The 19,181-nt window shown below is 73.1% G+C and carries 15 protein-coding genes; 7 read left to right on the top strand and 8 right to left on the bottom strand.

Annotation, left to right across the window (positions count from 1 at the left end; all coding sequences use genetic code 11):
* Nucleotides 1-47: 47 nt before the first annotated feature.
* The gene (gene dapB / locus WMF46_RS43115; RefSeq protein ID WP_437988003.1) at nucleotides 48-845 is read right to left on the bottom strand and encodes a 4-hydroxy-tetrahydrodipicolinate reductase; all 798 of its coding nucleotides are present in this window, start codon (nucleotides 843-845) and stop codon (nucleotides 48-50) included.
* A 71-nt stretch (nucleotides 846-916) separates the two neighbouring features.
* Complete coding sequence (dapA, locus tag WMF46_RS43110; RefSeq protein ID WP_437982535.1) at nucleotides 917-1,822, bottom strand: 4-hydroxy-tetrahydrodipicolinate synthase; 906 nt, start codon at nucleotides 1,820-1,822, stop codon at nucleotides 917-919.
* 295 nt (nucleotides 1,823-2,117) lie between these two features.
* On the opposite strand from dapA, the gene WMF46_RS43105 reads away from it, so the two are divergent.
* The 5 genes from WMF46_RS43105 (at nucleotide 2,118) to WMF46_RS43085 (ending at nucleotide 5,481) form a co-directional block, all read left to right on the top strand.
* On the top strand, nucleotides 2,118-2,762 hold the full coding sequence (locus tag WMF46_RS43105) for a NuoI/complex I 23 kDa subunit family protein (protein ID WP_437982534.1): 645 nt from the start codon (nucleotides 2,118-2,120) through the stop codon (nucleotides 2,760-2,762).
* 59 nt (nucleotides 2,763-2,821) lie between these two features.
* Nucleotides 2,822-3,337 (top strand): NADH-quinone oxidoreductase subunit J family protein, encoded by a 516-nt coding sequence (locus WMF46_RS43100; protein ID WP_012240634.1) that lies wholly within the window; start codon nucleotides 2,822-2,824, stop codon nucleotides 3,335-3,337.
* A 3-nt stretch (nucleotides 3,338-3,340) separates the two neighbouring features.
* Nucleotides 3,341-3,649 carry an NADH-quinone oxidoreductase subunit NuoK gene (nuoK, locus tag WMF46_RS43095; protein WP_437982533.1) on the top strand — a complete coding sequence of 103 codons (309 nt, stop codon included), beginning with the start codon at nucleotides 3,341-3,343 and terminating at the stop codon, nucleotides 3,647-3,649.
* 285 nt (nucleotides 3,650-3,934) lie between these two features.
* Nucleotides 3,935-4,180, top strand: a complete 246-nt coding sequence (locus WMF46_RS43090) for a hypothetical protein (RefSeq protein ID WP_044967022.1) — start codon at nucleotides 3,935-3,937, stop codon at nucleotides 4,178-4,180.
* A 257-nt stretch (nucleotides 4,181-4,437) separates the two neighbouring features.
* Nucleotides 4,438-5,481 carry a glycosyltransferase family 2 protein gene (locus WMF46_RS43085; RefSeq protein ID WP_437546651.1) on the top strand — a complete coding sequence of 348 codons (1,044 nt, stop codon included), beginning with the start codon at nucleotides 4,438-4,440 and terminating at the stop codon, nucleotides 5,479-5,481.
* 65 nt (nucleotides 5,482-5,546) lie between these two features.
* Here the strand turns inward: WMF46_RS43085 and WMF46_RS43080 are convergent, their stop codons facing one another.
* The 6 genes from WMF46_RS43080 to WMF46_RS43055 form a co-directional block, all read right to left on the bottom strand.
* Nucleotides 5,547-8,141, bottom strand: coding sequence for a hypothetical protein (locus WMF46_RS43080; RefSeq protein ID WP_437982532.1), 2,595 nt, complete (start codon nucleotides 8,139-8,141; stop codon nucleotides 5,547-5,549).
* A gap of 15 nt (nucleotides 8,142-8,156) precedes the next feature.
* Complete coding sequence (locus tag WMF46_RS43075; protein ID WP_437905149.1) at nucleotides 8,157-9,206, bottom strand: lysylphosphatidylglycerol synthase domain-containing protein; 1,050 nt, start codon at nucleotides 9,204-9,206, stop codon at nucleotides 8,157-8,159.
* Complete coding sequence (locus WMF46_RS43070; protein WP_437546645.1) at nucleotides 9,203-9,946, bottom strand: class I SAM-dependent methyltransferase; 744 nt, start codon at nucleotides 9,944-9,946, stop codon at nucleotides 9,203-9,205. The genes WMF46_RS43075 and WMF46_RS43070 overlap by 4 nt, the downstream gene beginning before the upstream one ends.
* 3 nt (nucleotides 9,947-9,949) lie before the next feature.
* Nucleotides 9,950-12,757, bottom strand: a complete 2,808-nt coding sequence (locus WMF46_RS43065; protein ID WP_437982531.1) for a protein kinase domain-containing protein — start codon at nucleotides 12,755-12,757, stop codon at nucleotides 9,950-9,952.
* A 55-nt stretch (nucleotides 12,758-12,812) separates the two neighbouring features.
* Nucleotides 12,813-13,244, bottom strand: coding sequence for a hemerythrin domain-containing protein (locus WMF46_RS43060; protein WP_437982530.1), 432 nt, complete (start codon nucleotides 13,242-13,244; stop codon nucleotides 12,813-12,815).
* 92 nt (nucleotides 13,245-13,336) lie between these two features.
* On the bottom strand, nucleotides 13,337-13,780 hold the full coding sequence (locus WMF46_RS43055) for a hypothetical protein (RefSeq protein ID WP_437982529.1): 444 nt from the start codon (nucleotides 13,778-13,780) through the stop codon (nucleotides 13,337-13,339).
* Nucleotides 13,781-13,930: 150 nt separating this feature from the next.
* Here WMF46_RS43055 and WMF46_RS43050 point away from each other — a divergent pair, with 150 nt between their 5' ends.
* Entirely contained in the window at nucleotides 13,931-18,055 is a 4,125-nt protein-coding gene (locus WMF46_RS43050) for a transglutaminase domain-containing protein (RefSeq protein ID WP_437982528.1), read from the top strand.
* Nucleotides 18,056-18,215: 160 nt separating this feature from the next.
* The gene (locus WMF46_RS43045; protein ID WP_437982527.1) at nucleotides 18,216-19,163 is read left to right on the top strand and encodes a DUF2267 domain-containing protein; all 948 of its coding nucleotides are present in this window, start codon (nucleotides 18,216-18,218) and stop codon (nucleotides 19,161-19,163) included.
* Nucleotides 19,164-19,181 lie beyond the last annotated feature (18 nt).

Genomic DNA, 19,181 nt, shown 5'->3' with positions numbered 1-19,181 from the left:
GCACGCCAGGCGCGGATCGCCCGCGTCTGGCTCTGGAGCGCCCCGGGTCAGCCGCCGATCACGTCGGCCATCGTGTATCGGCCGGGCGGCTTCCCATGCAGGTGCCACGCCGCGCGCAGCGCCCCGCGCGCGAAGAGATCTCGGCTGGTCGCGCGGTGCGTGAGCTCGAGGCGCTCGCCGGGGCCGAGCAGGTGGACGGTGTGGTCGCCGATGACGTCGCCGCCGCGCACGGCGAAGATCCCGAGCTCGTTCGCCTTGCGCGGGCCGACGTTGCCTTCGCGGCCGTGCACGTCGTCGAGCGTCGCGGTCGGCTCGCGGGCCGCGCGCACGGCGTCGGCGAGCCGCACGGCCGTGCCGCTCGGCGCGTCCACCTTGGCGCGGTGGTGCACCTCCACGATCTCGACGTCGTAGCCGGGCCCGAGCCGCCGCGCCGCGCTCGCCGCGATCTCCGCGAGCACGTGGATGCCGATGCTCGTGTTCGGCGACCAGAGGACCGGGACGTGCTGCGCCGTCTCGTCGAGCAGCCGCTCGCACGTGCCGTCGAGGCGCGTCGTGCCGCTGACCACGGCGACCTTGGCGCGCATCGCGAGGTGCAGGAGGCGGGGGAGCGCCTCGGGCCGCGAGAAGTCGATGACCACGTCCGCGCCGAGCAGCCCGGCGCTGGTGTCGTCGCTCATCGCGACGCCGATGGTGCCTGTCCCCGCGAGCTCGCCGACGTCACGGCCGATGCGGGAGGAGCCGCGCGACACGATCGCGCCCACGACCTGGGCTCGCTCGTTCGCCGCGAGCCGGACGATGGCTTGCCCCATCTTGCCGCTCGCGCCGTGGATCGCGACCTTCAGCAGCCCGGCGTCGTCCCCCTGGGCGGCCCCCAGGAGCGCGCTCATCGGCACGCCTCGATGATCTCCGTTCGATTTCACGATGCCTCGCGCCTCGCCTCGAGCCGCCTCATCGCCTCGGCGATCTGCTGCCGGGTCGCCTCTCCGGCCGGCACGAGGGGCAGCCGGACGGCGGCGCTCATGCGGCCCAGAGCGGCGAGCGCGGCCTTCGCGGGGGCGGGGTTCGGCTCGACGAACAGGAGCCCGTGCAGCTCGAGGAGCGCGAGGTGGGCTGCGCGCGCGCCCGCGAGGTCGCCGGCCAGGAACCGCCGGGTCACCGCGCTGGTCTCGCGCGGCAGCACGTTCGACGTGACGCTGATGACGCCCTGCGCGCCGAGCGCCATCATCGCGAGCGTCAGCGCGTCGTCGCCGCTCAGGATCGTGAGCCGGTCGCCGAGGCGCCGCACGAGCTCCTGGCAGCGGAACACGTTGCCCGAGGCGTCCTTGATGGCGACGACGTTCGGCGCGGCGGCGCAGATGCGCTCGGTCGTCTCGGCGGAGAGGTCGACCACCGTCCGCCCCGGGATGTTGTAGAGCACGATCGGCGCCGGGACGGCCCTGGCCACGGCCAGCGTGTGCTCGCGGAGCCCGTCCTGCGAGGGCTTGCTGTAGTACGGCATCACGATCATCACGCCCGCCGCGCCAGCGGCGAGCGCGGCGCGCGAGGCCTCGATCGTCTTCTTCGTGGAGAACGAGCCCGTCCCCGCGATCACCGGCACGCGGCCGCGCGCCGCCTCGACGACGCGCCGGATGACCGCGGTCGTCTCGGCTTCGCTGAGGGTCGGCGACTCGCCCGTGGTCCCGCACGGCACGAGCCCGCTGACGCCGCCCGCGATCTGCGCCTCGACGAGCGCGTCGAGCGCGTCGAAGTCGACGGCTTCGCCATCGGACGTGAATGGCGTGACGAGGGCGGTGAACGTTCCCGACAAGGGGAGCTGCGACATCAGACGACCATGATCGCCACCCCGGGTGCGCGTCAACAGGAGAGGACGGGTTCGCCGCGGACTCCCCGCTCTCCGCCGGTTCCTGCGCGGGGCGAAGCCGAACGGACGCGGCCTTGGGGCGGGCTGGCGGGAGCCCGCGTGGCTTGTACGGCGCGGCCTGGCGGGACCCGCGGGGCCTGCGGGGAGCGGGCCGGACGCTCCAGGGCAGGTCCGCGTCTGCTATCGTCCGCGGTGTAGCGCGTCGCTCCTTCGGGGGATTTGCCCGAGCGCGTCAGGTCCCTGAGAGGCACCGGCCATGGATCTCGCCCAGTACATCAAGAGCATCTCCAGCGCGGCCAATACCATCCTGGAGGGGATGGCGGTCACGTTCTCCCATCTGTTCCGGGAGCCCATCACCGTCCAGTACCCCGACAAGACGGACCGCCCCGTCAGCGAGATGCTCCCCCCGCGGTACCGAGGCTTCCTGGAGGTGCAGATGGACATCTGCACCGGCTGCAAGCGCTGCGAGCGCGCGTGCCCCATCGAGTGCATCGCCATCGATCTGGAGAAGGACCCGGCGACGAAGAAGCAGGCGATGAGCCGCTTCGACATCGACATGGGCAAGTGCATGTACTGCGGCCTGTGCGTCGAGGCGTGCAAGACGGAGTCGACAGGCGCGATCCGCCATACCCGCGAGTTCGAGGGGGCGGCGCCGACGCTCGACCACCTCACGTTCCGCTTCATCCCGGAGGGCCTCGTCCCGCTCTACAAGGCGCCGAAGGACCTCGGCGAGGTGCCCGTCGGCGAGTACGGGCCGCACGCCCGGGAGGCCCGCGAGCGCGCCATGCGCGACAACCCGGCCGCGCTGGAGGAGCTGCGCGCCATCTGGCGCAAGGAGCGCGAGAAGCAGCAAGGCGCCGAGGGCGCAGAGCCCGCGGGCGGGGGGCCGGAGGTGGGGTAGGAGCGGGGGCCGCCCTTGATGGGCGGTGGGCAGCGGTCTAACGTCGCGGCCCTCACCCCATGCCCTCCCTGAGCGCACTCGTCTTCCTCGGGCTTGCCGCGCTGACGCTCGGCTCGGCCGGGCTCGTGGCGTTCTCCAGGAACATCATCCACTCCGCGCTGGCCTTGCTCGGCACGTTCCTCGGCATCGCCGGGCTGTACGTCTCGCTCTCGGCCGATTTCATCGCGGCGACGCAGGTGCTCGTCTATGTCGGCGGCACGCTCGTGCTCATCCTCTTCGCCGTGATGCTCACGAGCCGCATCGCGGAGATGAAGATCTCGAACCCGCGCGGCGGGCCGGCCGTGGCGTTCGGTCTGGTCACGGCGGTGCTGCTCCTGCTCGGCAGGGTGGCGACCCAGACCCCTTGGCCCGCCGAGGCCAAGCCGGCGATGCCGTCCACCGCCAAGCTCGGGCACGCGTTCCTCGGAGAGTACCTGCTCCCGTTCGAGCTCGGCTCGGTCGTGCTGCTCGCCGCGATGATCGGCGCGGTCGTGCTCGCGCGTCGAGCCGTCAGGCGCGCCTGGGAGAGGGAGTAGGCGATGGAGGTCGGTCTCATCCATTACCTCACCGTCGCCGCGGTGCTCTTCGGGCTCGGGCTGTTCACCGTCATGACGCGGAAGAACGCGGTGGGCATCCTCCTCGGCGTCGAGCTCATCCTCAACGCCGCCGCGCTCAACTTCATCGCGTTCGACCACTTCGTCGCCGGCGGCGTGGCTGGCCAGGTGTTCACGGTCTTCATCATCGTCCTCGCGGCGAGCGAGGCGGCGATCGCGCTGGCCATCGTGCTTCAGGTCTACCGCAATCACCGGAGCATCATGGCCGACCAGCTGACATCCCTGAAGCACTGACGCGAGAGCGGTCATCCGTGCGGAAGCGCGGGGTCGGCGTGACGCGCATGACGCGCGTGACGCGCGTGACGCGCGGGATGGGCGCGACGTTCGGACCGGCGGCCGCCGCGTCGCACGCCGCGCGCCGATGCCGATGCCGATCGTCGACCGTCGACCGTCGACCGTCGACCAGGCGATGCGCTCGACGCTCCCGCGCTCTTCCTCTTCACGTGGAGCTCAATCCCAGCGACAAGCAGGAAAAACCTGACCTTGCTAAGGCCCAGCGGGCGACCCACGTTCGAAGGTATGCAGAACCTATCCAAGACGGAGCTGGTGGGGTTCGTGGAGCTCGAGGTCGGTTCGCTTGCTGTGCAGGTGCCGATCCGCGCCGCAGCGGCGGCGACAGAGCTACCGCTCGCATCCTTCGAGGCTGAAGGGGACAATTGCGCCATCCTCGTGCGAGGCGACACGTCCTCGAAGGCGGTCGAGGTCGCGCTGCGAAACGCGGCGCAGGAGGCGGTCAAGCACCTCTCGAAGAAGCTGCTCAACTAGAGCGGAGCGATGGTCCCGCTGGCCCGGCGCATCGCTGCAGGCCAGCGTCTCCGCGATGTTCCGTGAAGTTCCGCGATGTCGGTGCCCCGGGGCACCGGCGGAGCGGCGTGGACAGGTTTCTGCTGGCCGCCCGGCGCTCAGCGCGAGCGGGGCGGCCTTCCGGCCCGCGCCGGAGCCTCGCGTCGCGGGGGAGCCCGCTGCGCTCCGAGGTGAATTTCTCGACGCACGTCGTGCTACGCTGCGCCGCGAAATCGCCCGTGAAGCTCATCATCCAAATCCCTTGCTTGAACGAGCGCGACACGCTCGCCCAGACATTCGCGGACCTGCCGCGGTCGATCGACGGTGTGGACGAGATCGAGGTCCTCATCATCGACGACGGCAGCACGGACGGGACGAGCTCGCTCGCCGAGCAGCTCGGGATCCACCACATCGTCCGCTTCGCCAAGAATCGAGGCCTCGCCGCCGGGTTCATGGCCGGCATCGACGCGTGCCTGCGGCTCGGCGCCGACATCATCGTGAACACCGACGCGGACAACCAGTATCGCGGCGCGGAGATCCCGCAGCTCGTCGCTCCCATCCTCGAAGGCCGGGCCGACCTGGTGATCGGCGATCGGCAGACAGATAGGATCGAGCACTTCTCGCCGCTCAAGAAGGTCTTGCAGCGGTGGGGCTCGCGGCTCATCCGGCGCCTGTCCGCCACGGAGGTGGCCGACTCACCGAGCGGCTTCCGCGCGGTGAGCCGGAAGGCGGCGCTGCAGCTCTTCGTGCACAACCGCTTTACCTACACGCTGGAGACGGTGATCCAGGCAGGCCGCCGCGGCCTCGCCGTCGCGAACGTGAAGATCACGACCAACCCGAAGACGCGCGAGTCGCGGCTCTTCCGTTCGATCCCCGACTACCTGCGCCGCGCCGGTCCCGTCATGTTCCGGGCTTATGCGATGTACCGCCCTGTGCAGCTCGTGGGCTGGGTCGCGACGGTCCTGCTCGTGTTCGGCGTCGCGATCGGCGTCCGGTTCCTCTACTTCTACCTGCGGAATCCGGACTACAGCGGTTATATCCAGTCGCTCATCGTCGGCACGGGCGCCGTTGTGATGGCGTGCATCCTGGTGGCCGTGGCGCTGCTCGCGGAGCTCATCGCGACGAACCGCCGCCTCGTCGAGGAGGTGCTGATGCGCGTGCGCCGGATCGAGACCGAGCTCGCGGAGCGGGAGCCGGCCCTCAGGCTGGAGGGGATCCAGTCCACGGGCGCGAAGCCGTGGCACAACCAGCAGGTGCAACCGGCGCGAGTGAGCGCGAGGTGACGAAGAGCCCGGTCCCCTGGACCGGGCTGCTGGTCGAACAGCGCTCGTAGCCCCGGGCCGGGAGCTCAGCCGTCCGGGTCCTCCAGATCGTCGTCCTCCGGGGGAGCCACAGGGTCGCTCGGCTCCGGCTCGGGCGGCGTGCCCGCGGCCGGGGGCTCGGGCGGCGCGCCCGCGGCCGGGGGCTCGGGCGGCGGCTCCGCGCGGGAAGTGTCGCGCTGCTGCCGCAGGTAGACCGTGTAGTTCTTGAAGCGCTCCGCCGCGAAGAACACGCCGTCCAGCTTCACGTTCCGGCTACCCCGCGCGGCGTTCTTGCCGAGCACCACCGCCTCTGCGGCGTCGAGGAGCGCGGCCTGCGCGTTCGTATCCTTGGGCCACGCCCGCGCGGGCTTGGGCTCCTGGCCCTTGGGCGGCTGGAGCTTGGGGAGGATGTGGAGCGCCTCGACCGGGTAGAGCCCGTCCCTGTAGCCCGGCGCTCCGAGCGCGAGCACCTCATAAGGCAGCTCGTCGGCCGGCGGCGGCTCCTTCGGCATGGTCACGAGCTGAAGGCTGCCGAAGCGGCGCTTCTCGGTCGCATAGCGGTGCACGAGCTCGTTGAACAGCACGGCGGCCTGGAGCGTGTCCGGCGGGCGCTGGTTCGGCGGATACAGGATGTGGGTGATGCCGACGCTCCGGTAATGCGCGTAGAGCTCGGCCGGCCCTCGCACGGGCTCGTAGAAAATGAGCGATTGCCAGGCCTGGATATCGAAGATGATCTCGCGCTCGATACCGAGCGTCGTGCGGTAGTTGCGCGCGAGGATGCGCGCGTCGGGCGGGGTAGCCCCGTTGATCGCTCGGTGATCCTGGCGGAACTTGAACCGCTGCGCGTCGGTCCATCGCTTCTCGTAGGTGGAGCGGATCAGCGAGAGCGCGCTCTCCAGCCGGCGGGGGCCGGAGTAGAAGGGCACATCGCCGCTCCACACGATCTGGAACACCACGAGCGGCACGAGGCCGAGCCGCGCGACGGTCCCGAGCTGCCATGTGCGGACGAGCAGCGCCGCGGCGGCGGCGATCGGCACCGCGAGCATGCCCTGCAGGTACCGGTCCGCGGTGTACGTGTTGCTCCACATCCAGACGCCGGCGAACGTCGCCCAGGCCGCGAGCGCCGGCCTGCGACGGCCGCGGATGACCAGCAGCATCGGCAGGAGCAGCGTGAAGAGCGAGCCCATCGAGGGGACGTAGCGAGTGAACGAGTAGTGCGGGGAGAACGAGAACGTGAAGAAGTTGCCGGCCGCGATGAGCTGCCGCTCGAGCCCCTTCCCCTTGGGCAGATAAGGCGCGTTGGGATACGCCTTCTCCATGAACTCCGCGGAGCGCGCGTGCTGCGGGTACGACCGCGTGAACACGCGCTGGGCCAACGGATAAACCGGGTTGTTATGGTAGATGGTGTTCTTGATCAGGTGCGGCGAGGCCGTGCCGAGCGCCACGCCCGACGCGATGAGCCCCGCCACGAGGACGCGGCGCGCCGAGAGCAGCGGCCGCCTGCGCTTCTTCAGGGCGCGGGAGGCCGCGCGCGCGAGCAGGTACGCGGCGCGCGGAACGACGACCGCCGCCGCCATGGCCAGGTGATAGACCGCCTGGTACTTCACCAGCATCGCGCCCCCGAGCGACGCGCCGAGCAGCACGGCATACCGCCTGTCGAAGCGCTCCGCGAAGCGCATGGACGCGAGCAGGACCGGCGCCGCGAAGAAGCCCAGGAAATGGTCGGCCGAACCGCCGGGGTTCTGGTCCTGGACGAACAGCGACGGGAACAGGAAGAAAGCCGCCCAGAGGCCAGGGACGCGTTCGCCCTGGAGCAGGTACCGCGCCAGCGCCGCGACGCCGACCACCTTCCCGAGGACGAACACGAACTCGAGGTGGAGCGCCATCATCCACCGTTGCTCCACGAGCATCCCGGGGACGCTGAAACCCCACGCGTAGAGCATGCTCCCGAAGTGGGGGAACGAGCGGTTCACGTCGCCGTAGAACGGCACGATGCGGCCGGCGCGCGCATAGTCCTGCCCGATCGGCAGGTGATACCAGGTCGCGTCGAAGCTGATGGAATCCGGGGTCAGCGACAGCAGGTAGAGGAGCACGATGCACATGGCGCCGACGCCCGTGGCCGTGAGCCACAGCCAGCGCATCGTCCCTTTCGGCGTCGTCGAGGCGTCGAGATCGTGCTTCAGCCGCGATAGCCAGCGTGGCAGCTCGAGGAGGCCGCCCGCGAAGAGGGCCGCCGGCATCACGAGCCCGTACCAGGGGCGGATCCAGCCGACCACGCCCGCGAGGTACATGCCGAACACGAAGGCGATGGAGCCGAGCGTCACGCCGAACAGGCCCTCTTCGACCGGCGGCAAGTGCGCGAGGCGGAGCACCCGGCGCAACAGCACGAGGCCGATGCCGAGGCTGGAGAGCAGGAACAGCAGCGAATAGCCCCAGAGCGGCGCGAGCCGCCACAGGAGCCAGTGCTGGACTGGAATGTGCCTGTGGACCACGAGCGCGTAGCCGACGAGGCCCACGAGGCACGCGACGGCCGCGAAGACGTTGCGCAGCAGCCTTTCCCGGGGTGAGCCGGAGGTCAGGGCGGCACAGAAGCGGGCCAGGGGGGAGTCGGAGTTCAGGGCAACACGCAGGCGGGCCAGCATGAGAGGGGGCGCATCCTAGCGAGGCGCGGCGCGTCGGCAAAGCAGCCGCGCGATGAGCAAGCCGCCGACGTCCACGGCGAGCGAGGTGGCGCGCGAGATGAGCGCGGCGCCCAGCGCCGCGGCCGGTCCGACGGCGGGGGCGAGGCCCACGGAGAGCAGCGCCTCGCGCACGCCGATGCCGCCCGGCGTGGCCATCGCGAGGAAGCCGGCGATGGGCGCCAGCACGAACAGGCCCGAGCCGCCGAGCGCCGCGCCCGGCGTCGCGCCGACGGCGAGCGCGGCGCACGCGCCGTGCGCGGCCCAGGTCAGCGAGTACACAGCGTGCACGAGCGGCAATCGCGCCGGCATGAGCGGCCCGCGCCCCTCGGGCGCGAGGAGCTTGCGCACGCGCTCGGGCGCGCGGGTACGATCCACGGTCATGAGCGCGACGAGGACCGCGCCCAGGGCGAGGAGCACGGGCAGCCTCCATGGACCGATGAGCGCGTTCGCGCCCGCGAACTGCTCGCCGCCCGCCGCGAGCAGGCCGAACCCCACCATGGCGCCGACCGCGATGAAGCTGGTGAACTCGATCGCGAAGGACGACCCCACCTCCGCGCTGGTCGTCCCGATGCGCGACGCGCCCAGCATGCGGAACAGCGGTACGCCGACCTTGCCGGGGATGTACCGCGCCGCCTGCGACTCGATGTGCAGCGCGATCGCCGGCCAGCGAGGGATGGGCCGGCCGGTCAGCTCTTCCAGGATGAAGGCCCAGGCGAGCCCCAGCACGACGAGGCCGAGCGCGAGGGGCAGCACCGAGAGCGCCACGAACGCGGGACGGATGTCGATCGGCGCGCCGCTCTCCCACCTGCGAGCGAGGTCCCGCGCGGCGAGCCCGATGAACAGGGCTGCGACGACGACCATGATCGGGCGCAGCGCCGTGCGCACCCTGGCGAGCGGGCCTCCGATCCGCTGCGGCGGGCCGGGCGCGGGCTCGGGCGGATCCGCCGAGATCCTCGGGGGGGCGGGCGGGGCGCCGGTGGGCGGGGTGCTGGGGAGATCGGCGAGCGACGCGGATCTGTCCTTCATGCGGCCCAGCGCTTCGCCACGCAGAAGACCGACAGGCCGAAGCTCGGCCGGTAGCCGCGCGCGATGAGGTCGACCTCGGCACCGAGGACGGCTTCGAGCGCGGAGGAAGCGAGGCCCGACTTCGGCGAGGGCTGCTTCATGCTGGTCTTGCGAGGGCGCAGCTTGCGCGCGGCGCTCCAGACGGCGCGCGAGCCGACCGCGGCAGGGAAGAGGAGCTGGTTGAAGTAGGCACAAGCTTCCACGTGGAGCTCGGCCGGCAGCGCGGCGCGGAAGCTGCCAGCCGTGTACCGGCGAAAATGCTGCAATGCGCGGTCGTGGTCGCTGAACAGCCACGGATACGCGGGCACCGTGGCGACGAAGATTCCGCCGGGGCTCAGGTGGTCATGGATCCACCGGAGAGCGGCGCGGTCGTCCTCGATGTGCTCGATGACATCGAGCGCGCAGATCACGTCATAGCGTCGGTCGAGCTGGAACGGGATGGATGTGCCGTAGAGCGTCCTCGCCGCGCCGGCCTTCGCGATGGCCTCCTGTCCGAGAGGGCTCACCTCGTTGGCGTCGACGGCCCCGAACTCCGCGAGGACACTCAGGTTCTGGCCGACCCCGGCGCCGACCTCCAGCAGCTCGAGCGGCCGCCGTTCCGGGCCGAACTCGCGCACCAGATGCGCCAGCAGCCGGGCCCTCCCCTTCCTCAACCAGTCGCCGGATTCTTCGGAGTATTGCTGATAGGCAGTCGTTTCCACGCTTCACTCTGCATGCGGGGCTGGATCGCCCTGGGGCGATCCGGTCGGGGGCGGCGACTCTGCTGGTGAGGTCGGTTCCGCCTCGGCCGGCTCCGGGGGGGTCGGGATCTCGATCGTCAGGTCGTCCACCTTGCCCGGCTCTTTCCGCGACTTCTTCGGCGGTGGCGGCGGCGGGCGCCGCTTCCGCGGCGGCGTCGTCGTGACGGCCCTCGCCGACGGCTGCGCGGACGTGGCCGTGGCCGCCTCCACGGCCTTCGCCGTGACGGTCGGCTGGGGCGCGGGCTCCTGCGGCGGTGCGGGCTCTGCCGTGAGGGCGGGCGGCGGCGGGGCCTCGCTCTCGGCCGCCGGCGTGCTCTGCGGCAGGCGCTGCGAGCGGACGACCATCTGCCACGCGGCGACGCCGGCCAGGGCCACCAGCGCGAGGGCTGCCAAGCCGGCGCGTCGGCGCCGACGTGAGCCGGGGTCGAACTCCGGAAGCACGCTCTCGCGCGCCTCGTGCGCCACCCCGCTCACGCTGGACCCCTTCATCCATTGGTCCGGCGACTGGCCGGAGGGCAACGCGCGAGCCCGAGGGGCGAGCGGCGGATCGAGCGGGGGCGGCTCGCGCAGCGAGGCGGGGGGTGCGGCAGCCGTGACCGCCCCGACGACCGCTCGCCTGACGTTGTCGCGGAGCCTCTCCGACGACGGGTCCTGGCTCGGCGGGGCCTCGCGCTCGGGGGCGATCGCGTGCGGATCGGCCTGTTGCGGCGAGAGCACGTGTGGCGTTTGCGAGGAGAGCGGCGGCTCGGCCGTGGCGTCTGGCGCGACGGGTACGCCGCTCTGGGGCGCAGCCATCGCGGGCTCGGCCGGCGCCTGGGCCGCGGGCTCGGCCGGCGCCTGGGCCGCGGGCTCGGCCGGCGCCTGGGCTGCGGGCTCGGCCGGTGCCTGGGCTGCGGGCTCGGCCGGCGCCTGGGCTGCGGGCTCGGCCGGCGCCTGGGCTGCGGCCGCGGGCTCGGCCGGCGTTGCGTTTGCGCGCGGAGCGAGCGCCGCGGATGCGGCCGGCGCCGTCCAGGGCTCGTCCACGTCGGTGTCGATCGCGTCCTCTTCGAACTCGTCGATGTCGACGTCGACGAGCGAGGACGCGCTGTCGGCAGCCTTCCGGAACGTGTCGCTGGGCGCCGGCGCCGGTGCAGGCGCGTCTGGTTGGGCGTCCACGCCGTCTGTCGTCGCGGACGATGCACCGCTCGGCTGCGCGGAGACCGGTGTCCCGGCGGCGACCGGTGTTCCGGCAGCGACCGGTGTCCCCGTGGCGACCGGTGTTCCGGCAGCGACCGGTGTCCCGGCGGCGACCGGTGTCCCGGTGGCGACCGGTGTCCCGGCAGCGACCGGCGTCCCGGTGGCGACCAGCGTCTCGGCAGCGACCGGCGGCTTCTGCGATGCGCTGTCGCTGTGCTGCGGCGGCGCCGGAGGTCGATCGCCAGGCCGAGCCGAGAGCGGCGGCCGTTCGCCGAGCTCGGACGAGCCCGGTGATTGCTCGCTGATCTGCGCCAGCGACGGTGTCTGAGGCCGCGCCGTGGGCCGAGGCGGCGCCGGAGGTCGCTCGGTGGCCCGCGGCGGTGCGAGAGGCCGCTCGCCGATCCGAGAAGACAGCGGCGGGCGCTCGCTGAGCGGAGGCCGCTCGGTGAGCCGCGGCGGCGTCTGCGGCCGCTCGCTTGGCACCGCAGGGATCCTCGCGCTCGGCCTGGCCGACGGCGGAGCGGCCGCCATGTCCGCCGGCGGCTCGCCCGATCCTCGCTCGGGCGATCGCGTCGAGGCGGCGCCCGTGGGGTCGGCCACCCGGGGGAGCGGCGGCGCCTTCGGGATCACCGAGCCTGTCGCCGGCCGCGGCGGGGCCGCCGGCGGGCGCGTGGGCGAAGCCCGGGGCGGCAGCGGCGGCGGCTGCGGCGACTGCGGCGATCTCATGCTGCTCGGGGCCTCGGTCGACAGGTCGGCGGTGCGGGCGAGCGACTCCGCGAGATCGCGCGCGCTGCTGAAGCGCCGCGACGGATCGCGGTCGCAGGCGCGCGCGAACCACCCGTCGAAGCTCGGCGGCAGCTCCGGGTTCACCCTCGACGGGACCGGGATCTCGCCGAGCGAGATCTTGATCAGCAGGTCGCCGACCCCCTCGCTGTCGAACGGAAGCTCGCCCGTCACGCACTGGTAAGCGATCACGCCGAGCGCCCAGAGATCCGCGCGGTAGTCGACCTCCCGGAGCCCCTTCACCTGCTCCGGGCTCATGTAGTGCGGCGTGCCCATGAGCGTGCCGACGCTGGTGCGCTGGGCGACCCGCTTCCCCTGCCCCTTCACCTTGGCGATGCCGAAGTCGAGGATCTTGACGATCTCGTCGTCCTCGTTCGCGCAGAGGAAAAAATTCTCCGGCTTGAGGTCGCGGTGCACGATGCCGGCCCCGTGCGCGCGGGTGAGCGCGCGCGCGACCTGCGTCACGATCTTCGACGTCTCCTGGAGCGAGAGGCGGCGCCGGCGCGCGAGCCGATCGAAGAGGTCCTCGCCCTCGAGCAGCTCCATCACGATGAACGGCTGCTCCCCGTCGATGCCGTGATCGATGATCTGCACGACGTGCGCGCTGCGCAGCTGCGCGGCGGCCGTCGCCTCGCGGCGGAACCGCTCGCGCGCGTCCTCCTGCTTCGCGAGCTCCGGATCGATGAGCTTGACCGCGACATGGGTGCCGAGCGCCAGGTGCTCGGCGACCCACACCGCCGCTTGCGCGCCCTGCCCCACGGGTCGGATGAGGCGGTAGCGCTCGCTCAGCACCTGACCAGCTGCAATAGACACGGCGGCAAAAGCCTACGTCGAGGACAACATCCGTGTCGAGTTCATGCGTGCCACCTCAGATGCCCTGCGGAACGGTTTCCTTCATCAGCTCGCGCCATTCGTCGTGGGTGAGCTCTGGATAAATGTAGTCGCCCTCGAAATTTGTATGGTGCAGGAGCAACCGGGCGACATCGACGATGGCCCGCGCGACGTCGCCGCCCTGCGCAACGCCCGCCAGGGCGTCGGTCGCTTCACGCACGGCGGCGTGCTGCTTCAGCGCCACCTGGACCTCCTCGGCGAGCCCGCGCGCCTGAAAATGCGGGAATATGGCGGTCTCTTCGTAGCGCATGTGCCGCTCCATCGGCCCACGCAGGAACGCGAGCAGGCTCGCGCGCTCTGCGCGCGCCTCGTCCGCGGAGCGCTGCGCCAGCTCGATCAGCTTCTTCGCCGTGTCGCGAGCGAGCTCTTCCTCCTGGAAGAGCTCGCTCACCATCCGGTCCAGTTCCATGAGGTGCGGGCCGTCGTAGTCCAGATCCCGTGGAGGGTCGAGCGGGGCGCGGCGCGATCCCGCGGCGGAGCAGGTCGACTGCGTCGTGCGCGTCAGTCGTGCGCGCGGGCACGGACGATCGCGGCGAGCCGGCCGACGACGCCGCTCGCGACCATGGCGAGCACCTGCTTCTCGAGCGCCTGTCGCTCGCTCGGCCTGCCGCCGAACGAGATGTGCGAGCGGGCGGTGGGGCCGCCGACGACGCGGCCGACGACGGTGCAGCTCACGCGGTGGACGTCGCCGCGCGTGGACGAGGTGAACTCGACGACACGCGCGCTCAGCACGACCGATTTCGCCTTGCCGAAGTCCGCCTTCTTCGCGGCGCTGGAGAGCATGCCGCGCAGCGCGCGGGCCCGCTGCGCCTGGCCCTCGCCCGCGGGGACGTCGACGCTCTTCCATTCGACCTTGGTGTCGCGGGCGAAGGTCGATGCTGGCGAGGCCGTGAGCGTGGTCAGGGCCATCACCGCCGAGAGCAGCCATCGTGACGCGCGGCGCATGCGAGCAGGGTAGGGGGCCGCGGGCTCGCCGGCCAAGTTCGCGCACGGCGCGCGGGTGCGGCGCGCGCGGCGCGGCCGCACCCGCGCGTGATCGCCGCGCTCGCGCCGCGATCGGGCCCGCGCTATGCCGTGGCCGGGAAGCGAGGTTCGATGGAGCGCAGCTCGCCGGGGGGAGATCGACGGGATCGACGAGGACGAGATCGACGCGCGCGCGCCCGCGCGCTCCGCGGGGGCGGGTGGCTCGTTGCGCTGCTCGCGATCGCCGCCGCGCCCGCGGCGGGCAACGCACAGTCGCCGCGTCCGGGAGGCGCGACGGCGGGCAGCGCGCCGGCGCCGCGAGTCGGGGGCGCGAAGGCGGGCGCGGGCGCTCCCGCGGCGGGCAGCGCGCCGGCGCCGCGAGCCGGGGGCGCGAAGGCGGGCGCGGGCGCTCCCGCGGCGGGCAGCGCGCCGGCGTCCGAGAAGCGGTCGCCCATCGTGCTGCCGCGGCGGTGGACCGCCGCGACGCCCGACGAGATGCTCGGCGCGGCGCTGGCCCGGGCGCGGCGGGGCGGCGACGACGCGTTCGCCGGGCTCGTGATCGCGGCGTCGCTCGCGGACCGCGCCGCGCAGGGCCGCGCCCGGGAAGGCCTCGCGCAGATCGGGGCGTCCTCCTCGCCGCTCGCCGATGAGGCGCGCTGGCTCGCCGCCTCGCTCGCCCCGGAGCCGCCGGCGGCGACCTGGCCGGGCGCGCGCGCCGTCTCGTACGACGCGCCACCGGACCCGTCCGGGCTCGTCAAGGCGTTCGCCGTCCTCGGCCCGTTCCAGGACAACTCGGGCGGCGGGCTCGCGCTCCGCGAGGGGCCCGAGGCCGAAGGCCAGCGCTTCTCGGACATGAGCGCCCGCTACGCCTGGGGGGTGTACGACGTCGCGTGGCGCAGGGTGCTGCCCGCCGCGTCGACGGCGCGCGGCGTGCCGCTCGATCTTTACATCCATCCGCGCACCGAGACCTGCACGTACCTCGCCTCGCGCGTGACCGTCCCGGCCGCGCTCGATCGCAAGCCGATGCTCGCCCACGTCGCCGCGACCGGCGCCGTGCGGCTCCTGTGGGACGGCGCCGACGTCGCCGCGAGCGAGGCGGCGCACGAGCGCCTCGTGCTCGACCGCATCGCCGCGCGCATCGAGGCGCCCGCCGGCGATCACCTGCTCGCCCTCAAGGTGTGCACCGGGGCCATCGCCGACGAGGGGCGCGTCCGCGTGCGCTTCACCGACGAGGACCGCCGGCCCGTGGCGCTCGCGACCTCGTCGAACCTCACGCCGCTCAAGCCGCCGCCGGCCCCGCCCCCGGGCGCGCGCGCCGCGACCGCCGTCGCGACGGCGCTCGACAGGGCGCTCGACGCGGGCGCGTCGCAGTCGCTCGATCAGACCCTCACGGCCGTCGTGGCGCGCACGCTCGGGGGCGCCGACGACCAGCGGTCGCCCCGCGCGCCCGGGCTGCTCGACCGCGTGACGCGGTCGCCCGGGATCTCCGCCGACGCGCTCGCGCTGGCGGGGTGGGTGTCGCCCTTCGGCGCGAACCGCAGCGGCTGGCTCGAGGCCGCGCGCGCCCGGGGCCTCGCCGAGAAGGACCGGGCCACCGCGGCGTTCGCGCAGCGCCGGCTGGTCGCCGCCCACCTCGCCTCGGAGCGGGTCGACTGGGCCGCGGCCGCGCTGCGCGAGGAGCCGCTGCGCTCGGCGCGCGATCCCGAGGCGCGCGTCCTCAGGGCGCTCGTCAAGAAGAAGCTCGCGACGGCGGGGCTCACGCGGGCCGGGCTCGAGGAGCTGCTCGCGGTCGAGCGCGAGCAGAAGGACCGGACGCCGGTCGTCGTCTGGCAGGAGATCGCGGCCGCGGCCCGGCTGGACCCGGCGCTCGAGCTGCGGGCCGCGCGCAGGCTCGCCGAGATCGCGCCCGAGTCGCGGGGCGCGCCCTACGTGCTCGCGTTCGAGCCCGACGGCGGCGCCGCGCTGGAGGTGGCGGCCGCCGGGGCGCTCGCGCAGCAGACGTCGGCCGAGGACGTCATCCGGATCGGCCGCGCGCTCCACGACGCGGGCCGCGTCGCGTGGGCGCGCGAGGTGCTGTCGTACGCGACGCAGGTCGCGCCGAACCAGCCGGCCGCGTTCCAGGCGCTCGCCGCGGTGCGAGAGGGTGGCGCGGGCGGCGCGGGCGCGCGGCCGACGGCCGCCGCGTCGCGCGTTGCCACGTCCGCGCTCGCGCGGGCGCGCGACCTCACGCCCGGCGATCCGTACCTCAAGGCCGAGCTCGCGCTCCGCCTCGGCGAGGGCTCGGCCGGCGCGCCGGGCCGGCAGCGCATGCGCGACGAGCAGCACCTCGTCGCGCCCGGCGTCTTCCTCGCGCGCGGGCGGCAGACCCCGGCGAAGAAGGGGGAGGTGGCCGACCGGCAGCTCCACTGGGTGCGCGTCGTGACGTACCACCCGGACAAGCGCGTCTCGCAGCTCATGCACTACGCGCGCGAGATCGTCATCGAGCCGCGCACCGATCAGGATCTCTACGAGCGCGACATCCCCGCCGAGGGGGAGGACACGGAGCTCCTGCTCGCGCGGGTCCACCGCAAGGACGGCACGGTGGCGCAGCCGGACGAGCAGGGCGCGGGCGGGCAGAAGCCGTTCGTGCGCTGGCCCGAGCTCAAGGCGGGGGACGTGGTGGAGGTCGCGGTGCGCTCGTGGACCCGGGGCCCCGTCGGCCGCCGTGGCGACGCGCCGTTCTACTTCATCGACTACGTCGGCTCGACCGACACGCGGCCGATCCTCTACAACGAGGTCGTCGTCGACTCGCCGGCGAGCGACCCCCTGGCGATCGACGTGCTGAACGGCAAGGCCGAGCGGGTGCTCAGGTCCGAGAAGGACGGCCGCCAGGTGACGCGGTACATCTGGGACGACCCGCCCGAGGTGCCCGAGGAGCCGCTCGCCCCGCACCTCGCGGAGGTGCTGCCGGTCGTCGTGGGCTCGACGTTCCACGGTTGGCACGACTTCCGGGAGTGGTACCGGGGCGCGGTCGCCGGCTTCATGGAGCCCGACGATCAGGTCCGCCGGCTCGCCGCGGAGCTCACCAAGGGCAAGGCCACGCGCGAGGCAAAGCTGCGGGCGCTCTTCGATTTCGTGGCGGACGACATCCGGTACGTGAACTTCGTGTCGGGCGAGTGGTGGCTGCCGAACCGCCCCCAGGAGCTCCTGGCGCGGCGCCAGGGCGACTGCGACGACAAGGCGATGCTGCTCATCACGCTGCTCAAGTCGATCGGCATCGAGGCGACGGAGGTGCTGGTGCAGACGCGCTACACGGGCCAGCCCTCGCTGCTCCGGAGCGAGGTGGCGGCGATCCCGGTGTTCGATCACGGCATCGCCTACCTCCCGGGCGCGGGCGGCGCGCCGGGCCTGTGGCTCGACGCGACGAGCCCGCAGAGCCGCCTTGGGCCGCTGCCGGCGATGGACGCGCGCACGCTGGCGCTGTTCGTCGACGAGGGGCCGCCGAAGATCGTGGAGACGCCGGCGAGCTCGCCCGCCGATCACGGCGTCGACGCCGAGTGGACGATCGCGCTGCTCCCCTCCGGCGCGGGCGAGCTCGCGGCGAAGGAGCGGCACATCGGCGACGCGGCGTTCGAGCTCCGGTCGAACCTGGCGGAGGCCGACGCGCGCGCGCAGTGGGTCGAGCAGTACCTCGCGTACGGCTGGTTCCCGACGGTCGACGTGAAGCCCAAGGTCGCGTTCCAGGCCGATCTCCCGCACGGGGCGGCGACGCTCGAGTACGAGGCGCGCTCCGAGGGGCTCGCCCGCCGCGAGGGCGCCGAGCTCTCCGTGCCGCTCTCGGGCGCGTCCACGATGACGTCGCAGCTCGCGCCGCTCGTGAAGCGCACGCTGCCGGTGGTCCTGCCGCCGAGCTTCGCGCCGCGGCACCACAGCCGGACGATCACGATCACCGCCCCGCCCGGGTACGCGTTCGCCGAGCTCCCGCCGGGCGGCGACGAGAACGGCGGCGCGTTCGGGCGGGCGACGATCTCCTTCGCGAAGGTGCCCGGCAAGAACGCCGTGGTGGTGAAGGAGCGCGTGATCCTCGATCAGTCGACCATCCCGGTGGCGCAGTACGCCGCCTGGCGCGGCTGGCTGCAGCGGGTCGACGGGCTCCTGCACCGGATGGTGCGGCTCACGCCTGTCGCGCCCGCGACCAAGCAGGCGCGCAGCGCGCTGGGCACCGAGGCGGGCGGCGGCGCCAACGCGACGCCGCAGGCGCGCGGCGCGATCCGCTGACGAGCGGCTTCGCCCCTCGCGCTGGCGGCGCGTAAGGCTCTTGCTCGCCCGCTCGCGGCGGCGATCCCGGAGCGCCGCGTCCACCCGCCGGCCACGCGCGCCATCGCGGTTGGTACCGTTCTGGCTAGCCGCGCCCTGGCGTACGCACGCACAACCCCGAATGCGTTGCCCAGGGGAGGGACTCGCCATGTCGCTCGAAGAGTACCGACGCCCGCGAATGATCGTTCTTAGCCCGCGCTCGACCGCTTATGACGCCGTGAGGGCGATGATGGACAACCACGTCGGCGCGGTCCTGGTCCACGACGGCCAGCGCCTCGCCGGCATCGTGACCGACCGCGATATCGCGCTGGAGATCGTGGCAGGCGACCTCGACGCGCGCAGCACGATGCTGCGCGACATCATGTCCGACGAGATCGCGACGCTCGAGCTCGACGCGTCGATCGACGACGCCGTGCGCACCATGCGCGATCATGCGTGTCGGCGCGTGCCGGTGACCGAGCAAGGGCGGCCCGTCGGCCTCGTGACCCTCGACGATCTGCTCGCCGATGGGATCATCGACGCGGAGGCCGCCGGCTCCGTCGTGAAGGCGCAGCTCGAGGTGGCCGCCCGCTTCAAGCCGGAAGGCGCGCTGCACCCCGAGGGGACCGCGCGCCCGGAGCGCTCGCACGGCCGCGTGCGCGCCCTCACCCGGCGCAAGGCGCGCGCTGACAGCGCTTATGGCCGGCTGATCCACGCCGTCGAGCGCCACAGCGGCCTCCAGCAGCGCGACCGCGCCGAGCTCGCGCTCCAGATCGTCCTCGGCTGCCTCTGCCGCAGGGTGACGCCCCAGGAGGCGCGGCACCTCGTCGCGCAGCTGCCCTCGAAGCTCCACCCGTCGCTCGAGCCGTTCCTCGACGGGCCGGACAAGCGCATCACGACGGCGACCATCGAGGCCGACGTCGCGCGCGAGCTGCGCATGGACCGCGAGGCCGCCGGCTTCGTGCTGCAGGCGATCTGCGAGGCCGTCGCGGACAGCGTGTCCGCGGGGGAGATCGAGGGGTTCCGAGGTCAGCTCCCGCTCGACATGAAGGACCTGTTCCCGCCGACCCCGCTCCGCCGGGCCATCTGAGCGGGGATCGGCCCGGCG

The organism is Sorangium sp. So ce117, from assembly GCF_051524395.1.
In the GTDB taxonomy this organism is placed as follows: Bacteria; Myxococcota_A; Polyangia; order Polyangiales; family Polyangiaceae; genus Sorangium; species Sorangium cellulosum_B.
Note: the sequence above shows the minus strand (reverse complement) of the source record. Positions and strands in the feature narration are given on the sequence as shown.